Genomic DNA, 19217 nt, shown 5'->3' on the forward strand with positions numbered 1-19217 from the left:
CGCAGGGGTGTTATAGCCTCTCGAACATGCGTACGAACGACGAGATGGCGCGGCTCCAGGCCGCCGTGAGTGCTCTGGGGGACGTCGACGTCTCCGCGTGGCCCGAGGACACGCTCAAGGAACAGCTCGGCGAGCTCTCCGCCGCGCTGGTCGCGCTCGACGCGCTGCTCACCCGGGTCGCCGACGAGGTCCGCGCCCGTGGCCTGCGGATCGAGGAGCCGGTCTCGGCCTGACCGGGCCGGCTCACCCGGTTCGCGGCGCTGCCGCGCGGTGCCCGTCCGTGCCGCCCACGCGCGACGGCGTCCCGGCCGGGCGACGCGCGGGATCCGTCGCCCGGCCGGGATGCGCCGCCGGGTCGGGGGTGGCTGGCAGGATGGGATCCGTGCGGTTCCTCGACCTGGCGGCCACCTCCGCCGCGGTGGGAGCCACCAGCGGCCGGCGGGCCAAGGTGGAGCTCCTCGCCGCCGCGCTGCGCTCGCTCGACCCGGCCGAGGTCCCGGCGGGAGCCGGCTACCTCGCGGGTGAGCTGCGCCAACGGCAGACCGGCGTGGGCTGGGCGAGCCTGCGCGACCTGCCGCCGCCGGCCGCCGAGGCGACCCTGACCGTGGCCGGCGTCGACGCGGCGGTCGACGAGCTCGCGGCGCTCCGCGGCCCCGGTTCGCAGGCCCGCCGACGCGAGCTGCTGCACCGGCTCTTCGCCGCGGCCACCGCCGACGAGCAGCGGCTGCTGGCCGGCCTGTTCCGGGGTGAGCTGCGCCAGGGCGCCCAGGCCGGCCTGCTCACCGACGCGGTGGCCCGGGCCGCCGACGTGCCGGTGGCGGCGGTCCGGCGGGCCCTGCTGCTCGCCGGTGACCTGCGGGCGGTGGCGGTCGCGGCACTCTCCGGCGGCGCGGCGGCGCTGGCCGGGTTCGGCCTCCAGCTGGGTCGCCCCCTGGCCCCGATGCTGGCGCAGAGTGCCCCGACGGTCGACGAGGCGCTCACCGCCACCGGCGTCCCGGCGGTGGTCGACGTGAAGCTCGACGGCATCCGCATCCAGGTGCACCGGTCCGGCCAGGACATCGCGATCTTCACCCGCAGCCTCGACGACATCACCACCCGGCTCCCCGAGGTGGTGGCCGCCGTCCGCGCCCTGCCGGCGCGGGAGCTGGTGCTCGACGGCGAGGCGATCGGGCTGGACGCCACCGGCCGTCCGCTGCCCTTCCAGCAGACCTCCAGCCGGGCGGCCCGGCGCACCACGCCCAGCACCACCGGCCCTACGCCGGTGGCGCCCGCGGTGCTGGCCGCCGCCGAACGCACCGGCGAGACCGTGCTGACGCCGTACTTCTTCGACCTGCTGCATCTGGACGGCACGGATCTGATCGACCTGCCCGGCCGGGAACGGTGGGCCGCGTTGGCAGCTGCGGTCGACCCGACGCTGCTGGTCGGCCGGGTGGAGGTGGACGGGCCGGAGGAGGCCGGGGCCGCCTTCGCGGCGGCGGTCGACGCCGGCCAGGAGGGGGTGGTGGTGAAGGATCCCGCCGCGCCCTACGACGCCGGCCGGCGCGGCTCGGCCTGGGTCAAGGTCAAGCCCCGGCACACCCTCGACCTGGTGGTGCTGGCGGTCGAGTGGGGCAGCGGCCGGCGGCAGGGCTGGCTCTCCAACCTGCACCTCGGCGCCCGCGACCCGCGCACCGGCGAGTTCGTGATGCTCGGCAAGACGTTCAAGGGGCTCAGCGACGACCTGCTGCGCTGGCAGACCGAGCGGTTCCTCGACCTGGCCGTGGAGAAGGGCGACTGGGTGGTCCGGGTCCGCCCCGAGCAGGTGGTCGAGATCGCGTTCGACGGGGTGCAGACGAGCAGCCGCTACCCGGGCGGCATGGCGCTGCGCTTCGCCCGGGTGGTGCGCTACCGGGAGGACAAGACCGCTGCCGAGGCGGACACCATCGACGCCGTACGCGCCATCCACGCCGGCCGGATCACCGGGTGAGTCCGACGGTCAGGCGGACGAAGCCGAGGAACCGAGTCACGCCGAGGCGCTGGAGGCCGGCTCGGCGGCCCGGTCGACGGGCGGACGGGGCTTGCCCAGACCGGCCGCGCGCCGTGCTTCCCGGCGCGCCACCCAGCCGTAGCCGAAGATGCTCATGGCGGCGAAGAGCCACCACTGCACCACGTAGCCGAAGTTCTGCCAGTTGTTGGTGTGCCCGATCGGAACCGCCTGGAACGCCGGGTCGGCGGCGGGCGTCTGCTGGTCGAGCAGCACGTAACCGCCGGCGACCGGGTACGGCAGCTGCTTCGCGATGCGGGGGATGCTGATCCGCCGGGTCTCCAGCTTGCCGTCACGTCGGTCGACCGCGCCGCCACCGCTCTCGCTGGCCACCACCCGTCCGGTGACCGTCACGTCCCCGGTCGGCGCGGCGGGCACCTGCGGCTGGACGGTGGCGCTACCACCCGGCACGGGCGGGATCCAGCCGCGGTCCACCAGCACCGCGCTGCCGTCGGCGAGGACCAGCGGGGTGAGCACCTCGAAGCCGACCTCGCTGTCGACGGTACGGCCGCGGACCAGGACGATGTTCGAGGTGTCGTACCGGCCGGTCGCGGTGACCTTGGTCCAGGTGATCCGCTCGGCCGGGGCCGGGCCGGTGCTGCCGGGACCGGCGGTCGGGGCCGGCAGGGCGTCGGGCAGCGGCACGGGAGCCATGGTGGCGCCGGCGTCGATCCGCTCGTTGACCGCCGTGCGGCCCCGGTAGCGGTCCAGCTGCCAGTTGCCGAGGAACACCATCACCGCGGCGGCGACCAGGGTCAGCGCGAGATAGCCCAGCCAGCGCGGAGTCAGCAGGAACCGGTACACGTTGGGAAAGGCTACCCGTATGAGCGGGCCCACTGAGCTGGGCCGGGCCGAAACCGTCGGTCGCCGCCCCGCGCGCGTCGGGCCGGACGGGTATGGTCACGCGGGCGGAAAGCGCCGCGCACCATCCACGCGTATGCCCCGTCGCCCTCGAGGAGCCGATGATGACCGTCGTGCCGCGCGTCGTGTTGGGCGCGCCCTCCTCGGGCCACGGCACCGGTGCCATCGCCCTCGGCCTGCTCGCCGCCCTTGCCGACCGCGGGCTTGACGTGACCGGCTTCAAGATCGGGCCCGACCAGGTGGACACGGCGTATCTGGGGCTGGCCGCCGGGCGCCCGGGGCGGAACCTGGACCCGCGGCTGGTCGGGCCGGAGCGGATCGCCCCGCTGGTCGCGCACGGCGCGGCCGGGGCCGGGTTCGCGCTGGTCCAGGGCACCATGGGCCTCTACGACTCGATCGCCGGCCGGCCGGACACCGAGTCCACGGCCGCCGTCGCCACCGCGCTGCGCAGCCCGGTGGTGCTGGTGGTGGACGTGGCCGCGATGGGCCAGTCGGTGGCTGCCCTGGTGCACGGTTTCCGGTCCTACGACGAGCAGCTCTGGCTGGGCGGCGTGATCCTCAACCGGGTGGCGTCGCCCCGGCACGAGGCGATGCTGCGCGAGGCGCTCGACGATGTCGGGGTGCCGGTCTACGGCGCGCTGCGCCGCCACGAGTCGCCCCCGGCGCTCCCCGCTCGCCGGCATGGCGTGGTCCCGGCGGTCGGGCGGGACGGCGACGCGCTGCGGGCGGTGCGCCGGTTGGGCGAGGCGGTGGCCGCCACCGTCGACCTGGACCGGCTGCTGGCGCTGGCCCGTTCCGCGTCGGAGCTGGCCGTCGAGCCGTGGTCGCCGCCGCCGGCGGACGGCGCGACCGGGGAACGGCCGGTGGTCGCGCTGGCCGGCGGCCCGGGCGGCAGCTACAGCCACCCGGAGACCGCCGAGCTGCTGCGCGCCGCCGGCGCCGAGGTGGTCACCGTCGACCCGCTGCGCGACGAGACGCTGCCCGCCGGGACCCGCGCGCTGGTCGTCGGCGGTGGGCTTCCCGAGTCGTACGCGGAGCAGCTCTCCGCCAACCGCCGGCTCTGCGTCGCCGTGGCCGAGCTGGCCCGTAGCGGCCGGCCGGTGATCGCCGAGGGCGCCGGCCTGCTCTGGCTGGCCCGGGAGCTGGACGGCCTGCCCATGTGCGGGGTGCTGGACGCGATCGGGACGAGCCGGGACGGCCTGGTGGTCGGCTACCGGCAGGCGACCGCCCGCACCGACAGTGTGGTGGCAACGGCCGGAGCGGTTGTGGTCGGGCACAAGCAGCACGCGGCCGTGCTCACCCCACGATCCGGCGAGCGGGCGGCGTGGAGCTGGGAGGGCGGCGCCCCGGAGGGTTTCGTGTGGCGCGGCGTGCACGCCTCGCAGCTGGTGCCCCACTGGGCCGCGTACCCGGAGGTCGCGGCCCGGCTGGTCGCGGCGGCCAGGGTGCCGGCGGAGGCCCCGGCGTGATCGGGCAGGTGGCCGTGCGCCGCTTCCCGTCGCTGACCGTCTCGACGCCACGCACCGAGGTCCGCCGGCTCGTCGCAGCGGACGCCGAGCTGGTCGACGAGGTGTTCGCGGACCGGCAGACCCAGCGCTGGCTGCCGCTGGCCGACTCGTCCGGGCGGATCGAGGGACCGGCCTGGTGTACGGAGCTGGCCCGGCAGCGGCGGGACAGCGGCGACGGCGACCACTACGGGGTGGTCCGCCGCGAGGACCAGCGACTGGTCGGATGCCTGTGGACCCGCCGCACCGACTGGGGTGCGCGGCTGACCGAGGTGTCGTACGCGATCGCCCCGCACGCCCGCGGGTACGGCCTGGCCGCCGAGGCGGTGGACGCGGTCGCCATCGCGCTGATCCTGGAGCACGGTTTCCAGCGGGTCGAGCTGCGGGTGGCGCCGGGGAACGTGGCGTCCCGGCGGGTGGCCCGAGAAGGCCGGCTTCAGCTACGAGGGGCTGCTGCGCAACGCGGGTTTCGTCCGGGGTGCCCGGGTCGACCTGGAGCTCTGGTCCTTCGTCGCCGCCGATCTCCGCTGAGCCCCGGAAAGGCGATCAAGAGGTTCGCGGCGGCGGCCGCGAACCTCTTGATCAACTAGCCCGGGCGCACCCCCGGACAGTCCGGCGACGGCCGGAGTCAGCCGACGATCTGGTCGGACGGTGGGGTGAACTGGCGGGTGGGCTGGCCCTTGAGCGCGTCGCGCAGGGTCATCGCCACCGCGTCGACGGGCACCTGGGACAGCCCGTCACCCACCGCGTTGAACGGGTTGTCCGGGTCGGCGATGAAACTCGCCGCGGCCAGCTCCGGGGTGTAGCCCGCGAACCAGGCGGACCGGGTGCTGTCGGTGGTACCCGTCTTGCCGGCGACCGGGCGGCCGACCGTACCCCGGACGCTGTCGGCGGTGGACCAGCCGCCGCAGCTGCCCCTGGCCGGGGTGTCGCCGGTCGGGCACCGGGCGGCGTCGGTGGCGGCCCGGGCCGCGTCCGCGCTGACCACCTGCCGGCAGCGCGGCTTGGCGACCTCCCGCTCCACCCCGCCGACGGTCTTGTACATGGCCGGCGTGCCGTCCCGGTTCAGGATCGAGTTGACCGGGATGGCCTCGCAGTATCGGCCGTCGGCCGCGACCGCGGCGTAGGCGTTCGCCACCTCCAACGGGGTGGCGTCGGAGACGCCCAGGGTGAACGCGCCCCACTTGTTCGCATTGTCCGGCGAGGCGTGGTCACGGTCCACGTCGGTACGCCAGCGCAGCCCGAGCTGCTCGGCCAGGCGCACCGCCTTCTCCGCGCCGATCTTCTCCTCCAGCTGCACGAAGAAGGTGTTCACCGACTTGCCGAAGCCGGACCACATGGTCTGCACGCCGGTCATCGCGCCGCTGGCGTTGACCGGGGCCCACCCGTCGTAGATGGCCGACTGGTACTTGAACGGCGAGTTGATGGTGTCGGAGAGCTTGGTCCCGGAGTTGAGCGCGGCGAGCATCGTGAACATCTTGAACGTCGATCCGGCCTGGTAGCCGGGGAGTGTGCCCCCGCCGAGCAACGGCGCGACCGTGTTCGGATAGTTCGCCTTGACGTTCGGGCCGGCCTCCGGGTTGGAGCTGTTCGGGTTCTCGCCCAGGTCGAGCGAATAGTTCCGGTTCACCGCCATCGCCTTGATCCGTCCGGTGCCGGGCTCGGCGACCACGATGCCGTTGGCGTACGGGCTGCCGGTGCCGTCCTTGGCGCCCACGTTCTTCTCCGCCGCCTCCTGGATCTTCGGGTCGAGGGCGAGCACGATGCGATAGCCGCCCCGGCGGAGCTTGTCCATCCGTTCCAGCCGGTTGTCCCCGAACGCGGGCTGCGTGCTCCACCAGTTCTTCAGGTAGTCGCAGTAGAAGCCCCAGGTCGCCCGGTACTTCTCGAGGAGCGAGGCGCAGTCGTTCGGCGGATTGGTCAACCGCAGCTTGATCGGTTCGGCCTTGGCCCCGGTGGCGGCGTCGGGCGACATGTAGCCGAGGCGGGCCATGTTGTCGAGCACGTAGTTGCGCCGGGCGGTGGCGTCCTTCTGGTCGGAGGTGATCGGGTCGTACTGCGACGGGGACTTGACCAGGCCGGCGAGGGTGGCCGCCTCGCCCGGGGTGAGGGTGGCCGGCGTCTTGGAGAAGAAGATCTGCGAGGCCGCGTAGATCCCGTACGCCCGGTGGCCGAAGTAGGCCGAGTTGAGGTAGCGCTCCAGGATCTGTTCCTTGCTGAGCTCCTTCTCGATGTCCAGCGCCATGCGCATCTCCTTGACCTTGCGCAGGCTGGTCTGCTGGGTGGCCTCCTGGACCTCCTTCGGCGTCTTCGCGCTGTCCCGCAGGGCCATCCGGACGTACTGCATGGTCAGCGTGGAGGCGCCCTGGGAGACGCCGCCGGAGCGGGAGTTGGCCACGAAGGCGCGGGCCACGCCCTTGGGGTCGACGCCGCGGTGCTGGTAGAAGCGGTTGTCCTCGGCGGCGACGATCGCCTGCTGGACGTTCGGCGAGATGTCCTCGATCTTGGTGTACTGCCGATACTCCTCATAGAACATCGTCAGCACGGTCTTGCCGTCCGGCGCGTAGAGGTACGACGTCTCGGCGGGTAGCGCGGTCTTCAGGATGCTCGTCTTCTGCTCCACTGCGTGCGCGGTGGCCTTGGCGCCGATGCCGGTCACGGCGGCGAGCGGGTACGCCGCAGCGGCGACCACGATGCCGGCGATCAGCCCGGCGCGGAGGAGGGGAACGGCACGACCAGCGGAGGCAAGGGGTCGATTGCTCACGTGGTCAAGCTATGACATTTCCGATTCGGAAATGAGAAGAATTCATAAACGGGCGGACAGTCGGGTGGTGGTGACGCGACCCACGCCGGGATCGGCTGTCCCCCGCGGCGGGTTCCCGGCAGGATCGCGGACATGCGTGCTCAGCTGACCGGGAAGCCGGCCACGACCGGGGAGCCGGCGGACGCCGAGTTCGACCTCGGGCACCACGGGGACGCCGAGGCGACCCCGGGTCTGGTCGACCTGGCGGTCAACGTACGCCGCGCCCCGATGCCCGACTGGCTGGCCGACCCGCTGGTCGCGGCGTTGGGGGAGCTGGCCGCGTACCCCGACCCGATCCCGGCCCGGGCCGCCGTCGCCGCCCGACACGGGCGTACCCCGGAAGAGGTGCTGCTCACCGCCGGGGCGGCCGAGGGCTTCGTCCTGATCGCCCGGGCGCTGCGCGACGCCCGGCGCCCGGTCGTGGTGCACCCGCAGTTCACCGAGCCGGAGGCCGCCCTGCAGGCCGCCGGGCACGCCGTCGACCGGGTACTGCTCGACCCGGCCGACGACTTCCGGCTCGACCCGGCCCGGGTGCCCGCCGACGCCGACCTGGTGCTGGTCGGCAACCCCACCAACCCCACCTCCGTCCTGCACCCCGCCGGGGCGCTCGCCGCGTTGGCCCGCCCCGGCCGGGTGCTGGTGGTCGACGAGGCGTTCGCCGACACCACCGGTGCCCCGGGCGTCGACGGCGAACCCGAGTCCCTCGCGGCCCGCCGCGACCTGCCCGGCCTCGTGGTGGTCCGCAGCCTCACCAAGACCTGGGGGCTGGCCGGGCTGCGCGTCGGCTACCTGCTCGGCGAGGCGCCGTTGCTCGCCCGGTTCGCCGCCGCCCAGCCGCTCTGGGCGGTCTCCACCCCGGCGCTCGCCGCCGCGGTCGCCTGCGCCTCCCCGGCCGCCGTCGCGGCCGAGCGCGCGATCGCCGCCGAACTCGCCGCCGACCGCGAGCACCTGGTGGCCCGCCTGTCCGGCCTGCCCGGCGTACGCGTCGTCGGCCGACCGGCCAGCGCATTCGTCCTGGTCCACCGACCCGGCGCCGCCGTGCTGCGGGAGCGACTGCGCGAGCGCGGCTGGGCGGTACGCCGGGGCGACACCTTCCCCGGGCTCGGCCCGGACTGGCTGCGGATCGCGGTGCGCGATCCGGCGACGACCGACGCGTTCACCGACGCGCTGGCGGAGATCCTGGAGGCGTGATGCTGGAATCCACGGTCGCGGCGATCCGGCCGCTCGACGAGGCCGTCATGGCGGCGGCTCGCGACCTCCAGGGCCGGCTGACCAAGCCCGCCGGCTCCCTCGGTGCGCTGGAGCCCCTCTCCGTACGCCTCGCCGGGCTGGCCGGAGCCTGCCCTCCGCCGCTGCCCGAGCCGGCCGCGGTGGCCGTCTTCGCCGGTGACCACGGCGTGCACGCCCAGGGTGTGACCCCCTGGCCGCAGGAGGTCACCGCCCAGATGATCGGCAACTTCCTGGCCGGTGGCGCGGTGGTCAACGCCTTCGCCCGGCAGGCCGGCGCCTCGGTCACCGTGATCGACGTCGGCGTGGCCACCCCGCTCCCGGCGGCCGTCGCCGACCCGGCCGGCCCGCGTCTGGTCGCGGCGAACGTCCGCCCCGGCACCCGGGACCTGGCGGTCACCGCCGCGCTCACCCGGGACGAGGCCCGCGCGGCGGTGGAGACCGGCATCCGGGTCGCCGGGGAACTGGTCGACGGCGGGGCGGGCATCCTGCTCACCGGGGACATGGGCATCGGCAACACCACCCCGGCCGCCGCGCTGGTCGCCGCGTTCACCGGGGCCGACCCGGCCGAGGTGACGGGGCGGGGCACCGGGGTGGACGACGAGACGTACCGGCGGAAGGTCGCGGTCGTGCGGGCCGCCCTCGACCGGCACGCGCCCGACCCGGCCGACCCGTTGGGCGTGCTGGCCGCGGTCGGCGGGCTGGAGCACGCGGCGCTGGCCGGGCTGATCCTGGGCGCCGCCGCCCACCGGGTGCCGGTGCTGCTGGACGGGGTGATCGCGGTCAGCGGCGCGCTCGCCGCCGCCGCGTTCGCGCCGGACGCCGTCGGGGCGATGGTCGCGGGGCACCGCTCCGCCGAACCGGGGGCCACCGCTGCCCTGCGGCACCTCGGCCTGGAGCCGCTGATCGACCTCGGGCTGCGCCTCGGCGAGGGGACCGGTGCGCTGCTCGCCCTCCCGGTCGTCACCGGCGCGGTCCGGGTGCTGCACGAGGTGGCCACCTTCGACTCGGCGGGAGTGGCCGAGAAGTGAGCAACCCGTACCCCCTCGGGCTCCGCCTGGCCGGCCGGCGGGTCGTCGTGGTGGGCGGGGGAGCGGTGGCCACCCGGCGGGTCCCCGCGCTGCTCGACGCCGGCGCCGACGTCCTGCTGGTGTCGCCGGAGCTGACCCCGGCACTGCGTGCCCACGTCGACGCCGGCCGGCTGCGCTGGGAGGCGCGCCGGTTCGCCCCCGCCGACCTGGACGGCGCCTGGCTGGTCCAGGTCGCCGTCGACGACCGGGTCGCCGCGGCCGCGGTCAGCGCCGCGGCCGCCGAGCGCCGGATCTTCTGCGTCCGCGCCGACGACCGGGCGGCCGCCACCGCGTGGACCCCGGCGGTCACCCGGCACGGCCCGGTGACCGTGGCCGTGCTCGGTGGCGGCGACCCCCGCCGTGCGATGACCGTCCGGGACGCCGTCCGTGCCCTGCTCAACGCGAGGACCGGCCCGCTGTCGACGCCTGGGGCAGAGGAGGTGGCGCCGGTTGACACCCCGCGCCGGCCGGCCGGGCGGGTGGCGCTGGTCGGGGCGGGGCCGGGCGACCCGGAGCTGATCACCGTGAAGGGCTGGCGACTGCTCACCGAGGCCGACGTGGTGGTCGCCGACCGGCTGGTGCCGGGGCTGCTGCTCGACGAGCTGCGCCCCGAGGTCGAGCTGGTGGACGCCTCGAAGATCCCGTACGGGCCGTCTCGCGCCCAGGAAGAGATCAACCGGATCCTGGTGGACCGGGCCCGGTCCGGGAAGTTCGTGGTCCGGCTCAAGGGCGGCGACCCGTACGTATTCGGCCGGGGCGGCGAGGAGCTGCTGGCCTGCGCCGAGGCGGGGGTTCCGGTGACCGTGGTGCCGGGGGTGACCAGTGCGATCGCCGTGCCGGCGGCGGCCGGTGTGCCGGTCACCCACCGGGCGGTGGCGCACGAGTTCACCGTGGTCTCCGGCCACGTCGCGCCCGACTCGCCGGCCTCGCTGGTCCGCTGGGAGGCGCTCGCCGGCCTGCGCGGCACCCTGGTGGTCCTGATGGGCCTGAAGAACCTCGCCGCGATCAGCGCGACTCTCGTCGCGCACGGACGCCCGGCGGAGACCCCGGCGGCGGTGGTGCAGGAGGGCACGACCAGCGGCCAGCGGACGCTCCGCTCGACGCTGGGCGCGGTGGCCGCCGACGTGGCGGCCGCGGGCCTCCGCCCACCCGCCATCGTGGTGATCGGCGACGTGGTCGGCGCCCTGGGCAGCTGACCGCAAGCCGTCCCCGACCCGGGTTGCCCGAACCGGCGGCGGCCCGGGACGCATCGTCCCGGGCCGCCGTCGTCGCTGGTCAGGTCACTGCTTGAGCATGTCGTCCATCAGGAGGGCGCAGCGGATCAGGCCGAGGTGGCTGTATGCCTGCGGGTGGTTGCCCAGGCCGCGCTCGGCGAGCGGGTCGTACTGCTCCGGGAGCAGCCCGGTCGGGCCGGCCGTGTCGATCATCTGGACGAACAGCTCCTCCGCGTCGGAGCTCCGTCCGGTGCGCAGGTACGCCTCGATCAGCCACGCCGTGCAGATGTGGAAGCCGCCCTCCCGGCCGGGCAGACCGTCGTCCCAGTGGTACCGATAGACGACCGGGCCGCTACGCAGCTCCGCCTCGATCTTCAGCACCGTCGACAGGAAGCGCGGGTCGTTCCCCGGGAGCAGCCCCGACAGGCCGATCCAGAGCGACGAGGCGTCCATCTCCTCGTGCCCGTACGCGACGCTGTACGCCTCGGCCTCCTCGTGCCAGCCGTACTCCAGCACGTTGGAGCTGATCCGGTCGCGCAGCTCCACCCACTCCGGCCGGTCCTCGCCGCCGTGCTGCCGCACCACGTGCAGCGCCCGGTCGACGGTCATCCAGCACATGACCTTGGAGAAGATGTGGTGCCGCGGCGGAAGGCGGGCCTCCCAGATGCCGTGGTCGGGCTCGTGCCAGCGGCGGCGGACCGCCTCGACCATGTTGTCCAGCACCCGCCACTCTTCGTCGCGGACCGATCCCCGGGCGTCCGCCACCGCGGCGATCAGGTCGGCGATCGGGCCGAAGACGTCGAGCTGAAGCTGGTGGTTGGCGAGGTTGCCGACCCGGACCGGCCGGGATCCGGCGTACCCGGGCAGCGTGTCGATGACCGCCTCGGCGCCCAGCTCGTACCCGTCGACGGTGTAGAGCGGGTGCAGCCGTTCCGGGTGCCCGCCGGTGCGCTCGATCACGCCGTCGATCCAGCGCAGCAGCGCCTCCGCCTCCTCGATCGAGCCGAGGTCGACCAGCGCCCGGGCGGTCATCGCCCCGTCGCGCAGCCAGCAGTAGCGGTAGTCCCAGTTGCGGACGCCACCCAACTCCTCGGGGAGCGACGTGGTCGCCGCGGCGAGGATCGAGCCGGTGGGCTCGTGGCAGAGCCCGCGCAGGGTGAGCGCGCTGCGGGCGACCAGGTCCCGGGAAGTGCCGGGCAGCCGCAGCCCGGCCACCCAGTCCTTCCAGGGCTGCTCCGCGGCGGCCTGCCGCTCGTGGATCGGCACCCGGTGGTGCTCCAGGCTCTGCGTACCGAAGCGCAGCTCCAGGACCACCTGGCCGCCGGCGGCGGAGAGGTCCACCACGGCCTTGGCCGTCTCGTATCCACCGTCGTTGGTGACGTCCCAGTCGACGCCGGGGGCGTAGAGCGCGACGGGCTCGTTGGAGCCGAGCACCAGCAGCCCGTCGTCCATCGGCTGGAGCTGCACCGCGACCTGGCCGAACTCGGGACGCGGGGCGAACTCGATCCGGGCCCGGCCGGAGCCGCTGAGGACCCGGACCAGCGTCGAGTCGCCGGTGACGATCGCCGGGCCGTCCGGGGTGGTCTCCCTCGCCGGCAGGCCCAGCCAGTCGGTGACGGTCAGGCCGGACCAGCGGGTCTCCAGGGTCATCGTGCCGCTGCGGTAACGCTGGCCGAGCGGCAGGCCGCCGCGCTCGGGGCCGACGGTGAAGTGCCCGGCCGGGCTGCCACCGACCAGGTCGGCGAAGATCGCCGCCGAGTCCGGCTTCGGGTGGCAGAGCCAGGTGATCTTGGCTTCCGGCGTGACCAGCGCGACCGTCCGTCCGTTGGCCAGCATCGAGTGCCGCTCGATCGGCACCGCCCGCTCGCCGAAGAGCCAGTGCCGGCGGGTCTCCAGCAGCAGGCCCAGCGCCCGGGCCGCCTCGATCGGCTCGGCCACCCGGTAGTCGGCCTGGGTGTCGCCAGGACCGATCTTGATGCCGACGTCTGGGCCGTGCAGGTTGCCGAAGGCGTTCTCGTCGGTGACGTCGTCGCCGATGAAGAGCACCGCGCTCGCCGCGAGCTGGGTCCGGAGCTGGTCGACCGCGGTGCCCTTATGGGTGGCGACCACCGACAGCTCGATGACCTCCTTGCCCTGGGTGACGGTCACGTCCGCCCAGGTGGCCGGGCCGCTGCGCACCGCCTCGATGGCCGAGGCGGCGACCTGCGGGTCGACCCCGCGGGTGTGCACGGCGACGCTGGCCGGCTTGCGCTCCAGGCGTACGCCCGGGTGGGCCGCGGCGATCTCGCGCAGCGCGTCGCGCAGCCGGGTGCGCACCGCGATCAGCTCGGGGGAGAGCCGTTCGACGAAGCCGATGTCGAACTCGGAGCCGTGGCTGCCGACCAGGTGGACCTCGCTGGGCAGGCGGGAGAGCGCGGCCAGGTCGCGCAGCGCGCGCCCGGAGACCACCGCGACGGTGGTCTGCGGCATCGAGGCGAGCGCGCGGATCGCGGCCACCGACTCGGGCAGCGGTACGGCCTTGCTGGGGTCCTCGACGATCGGCGCGAGGGTGCCGTCGTAGTCGCAGGCGACCAGGAGCTGCGGGACCCGGGCGATCCGGCCGATGGCGGCACGCAGCTCGGGGTCCATCACTCCGGCGTGCGGGGTGGCGGTGGCGGGGGAGTTCACGCGGCCTCCGCATCCGGCACGCCGAGTTCGGTCAGGAACGACGTGGCCCAGTGTCCGACGTCGTGGGTACGCAGGTGGCGCTGCATTGTTCGCATGCGCCGGCGGGCCTCCGGTCTCTCGACGTGCACGGCGCGCAGCAGCGCGTCCTTGACCGCATCGGGGTCGTGCGGGTTACACAGAAACGCCTGGCGCAGCTCGGTCGCGGCGCCGGCGAACTCACTGAGCACGAGCGCGCCGCCCTGGTCGGCGCGCGATGCGACGTACTCCTTGGCCACCAAATTCATTCCGTCTCGCAGCGGGGTCACCATCATCACGTCAGCCGCGACGTACATCGCGGCAAGTTCGGAGCGACTGTACGACTGATGCAGATAATGCACTGCGGGCACGCCGACCCGGCCGAATTCGCCGTTAATCCGGCCAACCTCGCGCTCGACCTTCACCCTTAGTGCCTGGTAGTGCTCGACCCGCTCGCGGCTCGGTGTGGCGACCTGCACCATAACCGCGTCGGGAACTGTCAACTTTCCGTCAGCAAGGAGTTCGCGGAAGGCCTTCAGTCGGAGTTCGATGCCCTTGGTGTAGTCAAGCCGGTCGACGCCCAGGATGATCGTCTTCGGGTTGCCCAGCTCCTCGCGGATCTGCTTGGCCCGGGCCTGGATCGCCGGGTCGGCGGCCATCCGTTCCATCTCCTGGGTGTCGATGGAGATGGGGAACGCGCCGGCCTTCACCTGCCGGCCGTCGACCTGGATCATCTGCCCCTCGTAGCGCAGGCCGAGCAGGTGCCGGGCGAGCCGGACGAAGTTCTGCGCCGCCAGCCGCTGCTGGAAGCCCACCAGGTCGGCGCCGAGCAGGCCGCGCAGGATCTCGGTGCGGAACGGCATCTGCATGAACAGCTCGATCGGCGGGAACGGGATGTGCAGGAAGAACCCGATCCGCAGGTCCGGGCGCAGCTCCCGGAGCATCGCCGGAACGAGCTGGAGCTGGTAGTCCTGCACCCAGACCGTCGCGCCCTCGGCCGCGACGTCCGCCGCGGCCTCCGCGAACCGCGCGTTGACCAGCCGGTACGCCTCCCGCCAGCGGCGCTTGTACGCCGGCGTCTCGACCGCGTCGTGATAGAGCGGCCAGATCGTCGCGTTGGACTGCCCCTCGTAGTAGCGCTCCAGCTCCTCGGCGCTCAGCGGCACCGGGTGCAGCCGGATCCCCTCCAGGTCGAAGGGCTCCGGGGCGGCGCCGGTGCCACCGGCCCAGCCGACCCAGGTGCCGTGGTGCTCGGCGAGGACGGGGTGCAGTGCGGTGACCAGGCCCCCCGGGCTACGCCGCCATTGCCGTCCTTCGGGTGTGCTCACCTCGTCGACCGGCAGTCGGTTCGCCACTACGACAAAGGAGCTACGGACGGTCACGATCGGCCACCTCCGGGTGCTGACGGGTCCACCGCGTTGAGCGTACTGAGCGTAGCTGCGGCGTCTGTTCCCCCGTGCCGGAGTCACCTACCCGCCCCGGAACCGCTGAATCCCGATCGTGATCTTGCCGACAACCCGGCCTGCCGCGGCGCGCCCGTACGCCTGGGGCGGGGTGATGTGGGCGGAGCCGGCCGTACCTGTCAGGATTGACGACGGCGTGCGCGCGGCCGACTCCCGGCCGGCGGCGGCGGGCGGAAGTCGCAGCCCGCGCCCGCGCCCCGCAAGCTCGCGATCGCAACCGACGGAGGTAGCCCGCACCGTGGCCCAGTTCATCTACGTCCTGGAAAAGGCGCGCAAGGCGCACGGCGACAAGGTCGTGCTCGACAACGTGACGCTGAACTTCCTGCCGGGGGCCAAGATCGGTGTGGTCGGTCCGAACGGCGCCGGTAAGTCCAGCCTCCTCAAGATCATGGCAGGGTTGGACCGGCCGAGCAACGGTGAGGCCCGGCTGATGCCCGGCTACACCGTCGGCATGCTCGCCCAGGAGCCCCCGCTCAACGACGCCAAGACCGTCCTCGGCAACGTCGAGGAGGCGGTCGCCGAGACCAAGGCGAAGCTGGAGCGGTTCAACAAGATCGCCGAGCAGATGGCGACCGACTACTCCGACGAGCTGATGGAGGAGATGGGCCGGCTCCAGGAGGAACTGGACAACGCCGACGCCTGGGACATCGACTCCAAGCTCGAACTGGCGATGGACGCCCTGCGGTGCCCGCCGCCGGACGCCGACGTCACCAAGCTCTCCGGTGGCGAGCGCCGCCGGGTGGCGCTGTGCAAGCTGCTGCTGGAGGCCCCGGACCTGCTGCTGCTCGACGAGCCCACCAACCACCTGGACGCGGAGAGCGTGCAGTGGCTGGAGCAGCACCTGGCCAAGTACGCCGGCACCGTCCTGGCGATCACCCACGACCGGTACTTCCTCGACAACGTGGCCGGCTGGATCCTGGAGCTGGACCGCGGCCGGGCCATCGGCTACGAGGGCAACTACTCCACCTACCTGGAGAAGAAGGCCGCCCGGCTGTCCGTCGAGGGCCGCCGCGACGCCAAGATGAAGAAGCGGCTCTCCGAGGAGCTGGAGTGGGTCCGCTCCAACGCCAAGGCCCGGCAGACCAAGTCCAAGGCCCGCCTCGACCGCTACGACGAGATGGCCGCCGAGGCGGAGAAGACCCGGAAGCTGGACTTCGAGGAGATCCAGATCCCGCCGGGCCCGCGCCTGGGCAGCACGGTCATCGAGGCCAACAACCTCACCAAGGCCTTCGGCGACCGGGTGCTGATCGACGGTCTGTCGTTCTCGCTGCCGCGCAACGGCATCGTCGGCATCATCGGCCCGAACGGCGTCGGCAAGACCACCCTGTTCAAGACCATCGTCGGGCTGGAGCAGCCGACCGATGGCAACGTGCGGGTCGGCGACACCGTCTCGCTGTCGTACGTCGACCAGAACCGGCAGGGCCTGGCCGGCGACAAGTCGGTCTGGGAGGTCGTCTCCGACGGGCTGGACCACCTGATGGTGGGCAAGGTGGAGATGCCGTCCCGGGCGTACATCGCCGCGTTCGGCTTCAAGGGGCCGGACCAGCAGAAGCCGACCAAGGTCCTCTCCGGTGGCGAGCGGAACCGGCTCAACCTGGCGCTGACCCTGAAGATCGGTGGCAACGTCATCCTGCTCGACGAGCCGACCAACGACCTGGACGTGGAGACGCTCTCCAGCCTGGAGAACGCGCTGCTGGAGTTCCCGGGCTGCGCCGTGGTCATCTCCCACGACCGGATGTTCCTGGACCGGGTCGCCACGCACATCCTGGCCTGGGAGGGCGACGACCAGAACCCGGCGAAGTGGTTCTGGTTCGAGGGCAACTTCGAGGCGTACGAGAAGAACAAGATCGACCGGCTCGGCGCCGAGGCGGCCCGCCCGCACCGGGTGACCTACCGCAAGCTCACCCGTGACTGACCGGTGCTGATCCTTGTCTGATCGGTTTGTCTACCACTGCACGCTGCGCTGGTCCGATCTGGACGCGTACGGCCACGTCAACAACTCGCGCTTCCTCACCCTGTACGAGGAGGCGCGGGTGGCGTTGATGTTCGCCGGCGGCCGGGCGTGGGGGGTGGGCTCGTTCGCCGACGGGGTCGTCATCCGTCGGCACGAGGTCGACTACCTGCGCCCGGTCGACTACGCGCTGGGCCGGGCCAGTGCGGAGGCGGCCCCGACGGTCCGGATCGAGCTGTGGGTGGACGAGATCCGGGCGGCCTCGTTCAGCGTCGCCTACGAGCTGTACGACGGCGACGTGCTCGCCAGCCGGGCCCGTTCGGTGCTGGTTCCGTTCGACCTGGCCGCGCAGCGCCCCCGCCGGGTCACCCCGGAGGAGCGTGCCTTCCTGCTCCGGTACGCGCCCGGGGTGACGCCGTGAGCGCGAGGAGTGAGCCGGTCCTGCGAGCCCCGCAGTCGCGAACTGAGGTGGCATTGTGAGCGCGAGGAGTGAGCCGGTCCTGCGAGCCCCGCAGTCGCGAACTGAGGCGGGCACGTGACCACCGACCACGGGCTGGACGGGGTGGCCGACGCCGGTGCCTTCCTGGCCCGGCTGGTCCGGTTGGACCCGGCCGTCCTGGTCCGGCTCCGGCCGGTCCCGGAGGCGGGGCGTACCGCCCTCTGGGCCCGGCTGCCGTGGGGCGTCCTCGTGGTCCGCACGGTGGCCGGGTCGGCCCCCGGTGACGTCACGGTCGCCGCCGGTGAGCTGCTGACCGAGCTGGCGGCCGGCGGGGCCGGGCTGCCCCGGCGCCGCGACGACGGGTGGCGCTGGCCGCTGCCGCCGCCGGCGAGCCGGGCGGTGGAGACGCTGCCCGCCGGGGACGTACGCCGGATCGCCGCCGCGGCGGCCGGGACGCTGCGCGAGGCGGCCGCACACGGCGTGGGTGGCCGCGCGGTGGGGCAGCGCGCGCTGCGGGACGCGTTGCTGGACCACGTCGCGGTCGTGGTGACCCCGGACGACACGCCGGACGCTCCGGTGGAGGTGCCGCAACGGCTGGTCCAGGGGCTGGTCCGGATGGGCTTCCTCGGCCCCGGCGACGTCCAGGTACGCGTCGCCGGCCGATGGGTCGGTCTGGTCGGACCGTATGGAGCGGCTTGGTCGCGAAAGGTTACAGAACTCGCCCTCACGCCCACCATCGTTCATCCGAACGGATGACCCCCGGTCGTTCTTCCAGTCTGGGGCAGCCGTTGGGGGGATGCCTCAACCCGGCTGTCCGGGTACCGTCCATCCTCGGATCCAACGCACCGTAGGCGATTGGATCCGCTGGGGAGTGAGGTGCGCGAGCGATGCCGTGGTGGTCATGGCGCCCAGGTTCCGCCGCTGGCGGCGACCCGGAAACTCGAAGCGGGATCACAATGGAGGACACCGTCCGGGTCGGACCACCGACCCCCCCGCCAGCCGGGGGACGACGCGCCGGCCGCCGAGCGGCCCGTGATCGCGGACATGCCGGCCATCGTCGCCCCGGTCACCCTCCGCCGGGTCTGCGACGCGCTCGACCTGCTCGACGTGCGCTACCTGGCCGACGGCGGAGGCAACCTGCTGGCCATGTGGGAGCGCCACGCGGTGCTGGTCACCCTGGAGGGCCCGGACGACGAGATCCTGGTGCTGCGGGCACGTCCACACGCGACGGTCCCGCCGGACTGGGCCGACCGTGCCTACCGGGTGGTGAACGAGTGGAACCACACCCGACGGTTCTGCAAGGCGTACATCGGCGACCCGACCGAGCGCGGCCAGCTTCCGATTTACGCGGAGCTCCAAGTCCCGCTCGGCGCGGGCACCCACGACGCGCTGCTGGTCGAGATGCTCGACTGCGGCGCGGCGGTGGCCACCACTTTCGTGGACTGGCTGCACGACGAGGGTGCGCTGCTCTGACCGCGCCGGCCGGGGCCCTCGGCCCCGGCCGTGCCGCGCGGTCGACCGCCGTCAGGCGCCGGCGGCCGGGTCCTCCATGACGTTGACCATGAAGTACGCGGCCCGCTCCAGGTAGTCCCAGAGCGCGGCGGCGATCTCCGGCGGCAGGTCCAGCCGGTCCACGGCCCGGCGCATGTGGTGCAACCAGGCATCCCGCTCGGCCGCGCCGATCCGGAACGGCGCGTGCCGCATCCGCAGCCGCGGGTGGCCCCGCTGCTCCGAGTAGGTGTGCGGGCCACCCCAGTACTGCACGAGGAAGAGGGTCAGCCGGTCGGCCGCCGGGCCGAGGTCCTCCTCCGGGTACATCGGCCGCAGCAGCGGGTCGGTGGCGACGCCGGCGTAGAACTCGTCAACCAGCTTGCGGAAGGTGGGTTCGCCGCCGACCGCCTCGAAGAGGGTCATCGACTCGCCTGAGGAAGTCACGGTTCCATCCTGCCAGGTACGGCCGGCGTGGCCGCCGCCCACCG

At 73.5% G+C, this 19217-nt stretch carries 15 protein-coding genes and 1 pseudogene; 11 read left to right on the plus strand and 5 right to left on the minus strand.

Features of this window, described 5'->3' with window-relative positions; translation table 11 throughout:
• The first annotated feature begins 26 nt into the window (after positions 1-26).
• Both ACNAVT_RS16635 and ACNAVT_RS16640 read left to right on the plus strand, forming a co-directional pair.
• On the plus strand, positions 27-233 hold the full coding sequence (locus ACNAVT_RS16635; protein ID WP_416297237.1) for a hypothetical protein: 207 nt from the start codon (positions 27-29) through the stop codon (positions 231-233).
• Between the two features lie 140 nt (positions 234-373).
• Positions 374-1966, plus strand: coding sequence for an ATP-dependent DNA ligase (locus tag ACNAVT_RS16640; RefSeq protein WP_416297239.1), 1593 nt, complete (start codon positions 374-376; stop codon positions 1964-1966).
• A gap of 36 nt (positions 1967-2002) precedes the next feature.
• Here ACNAVT_RS16640 and ACNAVT_RS16645 read toward each other — a convergent pair whose 3' ends face one another.
• The gene (locus tag ACNAVT_RS16645; protein ID WP_416297241.1) at positions 2003-2827 is read right to left on the minus strand and encodes an SURF1 family protein; all 825 of its coding nucleotides are present in this window, start codon (positions 2825-2827) and stop codon (positions 2003-2005) included.
• Between the two features lie 161 nt (positions 2828-2988).
• On the opposite strand from ACNAVT_RS16645, the gene ACNAVT_RS16650 reads away from it, so the two are divergent.
• Entirely contained in the window at positions 2989-4353 is a 1365-nt protein-coding gene (locus ACNAVT_RS16650; RefSeq protein ID WP_416297243.1) for a cobyrinate a,c-diamide synthase, read from the plus strand.
• The gene (locus ACNAVT_RS16655) at positions 4350-4979 is read left to right on the plus strand and encodes a GNAT family N-acetyltransferase (RefSeq protein ID WP_416297245.1); all 630 of its coding nucleotides are present in this window, start codon (positions 4350-4352) and stop codon (positions 4977-4979) included. The genes ACNAVT_RS16650 and ACNAVT_RS16655 overlap by 4 nt, the downstream gene beginning before the upstream one ends.
• Positions 4980-5017: 38 nt before the next feature.
• On the opposite strand, the gene ACNAVT_RS16660 is transcribed toward ACNAVT_RS16655, so the two are convergent.
• The gene (locus ACNAVT_RS16660) at positions 5018-7153 is read right to left on the minus strand and encodes a transglycosylase domain-containing protein (RefSeq protein WP_416297247.1); all 2136 of its coding nucleotides are present in this window, start codon (positions 7151-7153) and stop codon (positions 5018-5020) included.
• A gap of 132 nt (positions 7154-7285) precedes the next feature.
• On the opposite strand from ACNAVT_RS16660, the gene cobC reads away from it, so the two are divergent.
• From cobC to cobA, 3 genes are read left to right on the plus strand one after another with little or no spacing between them, the layout of a single operon-like run.
• Complete coding sequence (cobC, locus tag ACNAVT_RS16665) at positions 7286-8383, plus strand: Rv2231c family pyridoxal phosphate-dependent protein CobC (RefSeq protein ID WP_416297249.1); 1098 nt, start codon at positions 7286-7288, stop codon at positions 8381-8383.
• On the plus strand, positions 8383-9450 hold the full coding sequence (gene cobT, locus ACNAVT_RS16670) for a nicotinate-nucleotide--dimethylbenzimidazole phosphoribosyltransferase (RefSeq protein WP_416297322.1): 1068 nt from the start codon (positions 8383-8385) through the stop codon (positions 9448-9450). Before cobC ends, cobT begins: the two co-directional genes overlap by 1 nt.
• Positions 9447-10685, plus strand: a complete 1239-nt coding sequence (gene cobA, locus ACNAVT_RS16675; protein ID WP_416297251.1) for a uroporphyrinogen-III C-methyltransferase — start codon at positions 9447-9449, stop codon at positions 10683-10685. Before cobT ends, cobA begins: the two co-directional genes overlap by 4 nt.
• A gap of 84 nt (positions 10686-10769) precedes the next feature.
• Here the strand turns inward: cobA and otsB are convergent, their stop codons facing one another.
• Entirely contained in the window at positions 10770-13331 is a 2562-nt protein-coding gene (gene otsB, locus ACNAVT_RS16680) for a trehalose-phosphatase (protein ID WP_416297323.1), read from the minus strand.
• Positions 13332-13366: 35 nt separating this feature from the next.
• Positions 13367-14767 (minus strand): alpha,alpha-trehalose-phosphate synthase (UDP-forming), encoded by a 1401-nt coding sequence (locus tag ACNAVT_RS16685; RefSeq protein WP_416297253.1) that lies wholly within the window; start codon positions 14765-14767, stop codon positions 13367-13369.
• Positions 14768-15086: 319 nt separating this feature from the next.
• Between ACNAVT_RS16685 and ettA the strand changes: the two genes are divergently transcribed.
• The 4 genes and pseudogenes from ettA (at position 15087) to ACNAVT_RS16705 (ending at position 18711) form a co-directional block, all read left to right on the plus strand.
• On the plus strand, positions 15087-16763 hold the full coding sequence (gene ettA, locus ACNAVT_RS16690; RefSeq protein WP_416297254.1) for an energy-dependent translational throttle protein EttA: 1677 nt from the start codon (positions 15087-15089) through the stop codon (positions 16761-16763).
• A 13-nt stretch (positions 16764-16776) separates the two neighbouring features.
• Positions 16777-17220 carry an acyl-CoA thioesterase gene (locus ACNAVT_RS16695; RefSeq protein WP_416297255.1) on the plus strand — a complete coding sequence of 148 codons (444 nt, stop codon included), beginning with the start codon at positions 16777-16779 and terminating at the stop codon, positions 17218-17220.
• A gap of 114 nt (positions 17221-17334) precedes the next feature.
• Positions 17335-17994, plus strand: coding sequence for a hypothetical protein (locus tag ACNAVT_RS16700; RefSeq protein WP_416297257.1), 660 nt, complete (start codon positions 17335-17337; stop codon positions 17992-17994).
• A 131-nt stretch (positions 17995-18125) separates the two neighbouring features.
• Positions 18126-18711 (plus strand): annotated as a pseudogene (locus tag ACNAVT_RS16705) (YbjN domain-containing protein).
• Between the two features lie 51 nt (positions 18712-18762).
• Here the strand turns inward: ACNAVT_RS16705 and ACNAVT_RS16710 are convergent.
• Complete coding sequence (locus ACNAVT_RS16710; protein WP_416297325.1) at positions 18763-19152, minus strand: globin; 390 nt, start codon at positions 19150-19152, stop codon at positions 18763-18765.
• Positions 19153-19217 lie beyond the last annotated feature (65 nt).

Origin of the sequence: Micromonospora sp. SL4-19 (assembly GCF_047921475.1) — a bacterium.
Classification (GTDB): domain Bacteria; phylum Actinomycetota; class Actinomycetes; order Mycobacteriales; family Micromonosporaceae; genus Micromonospora.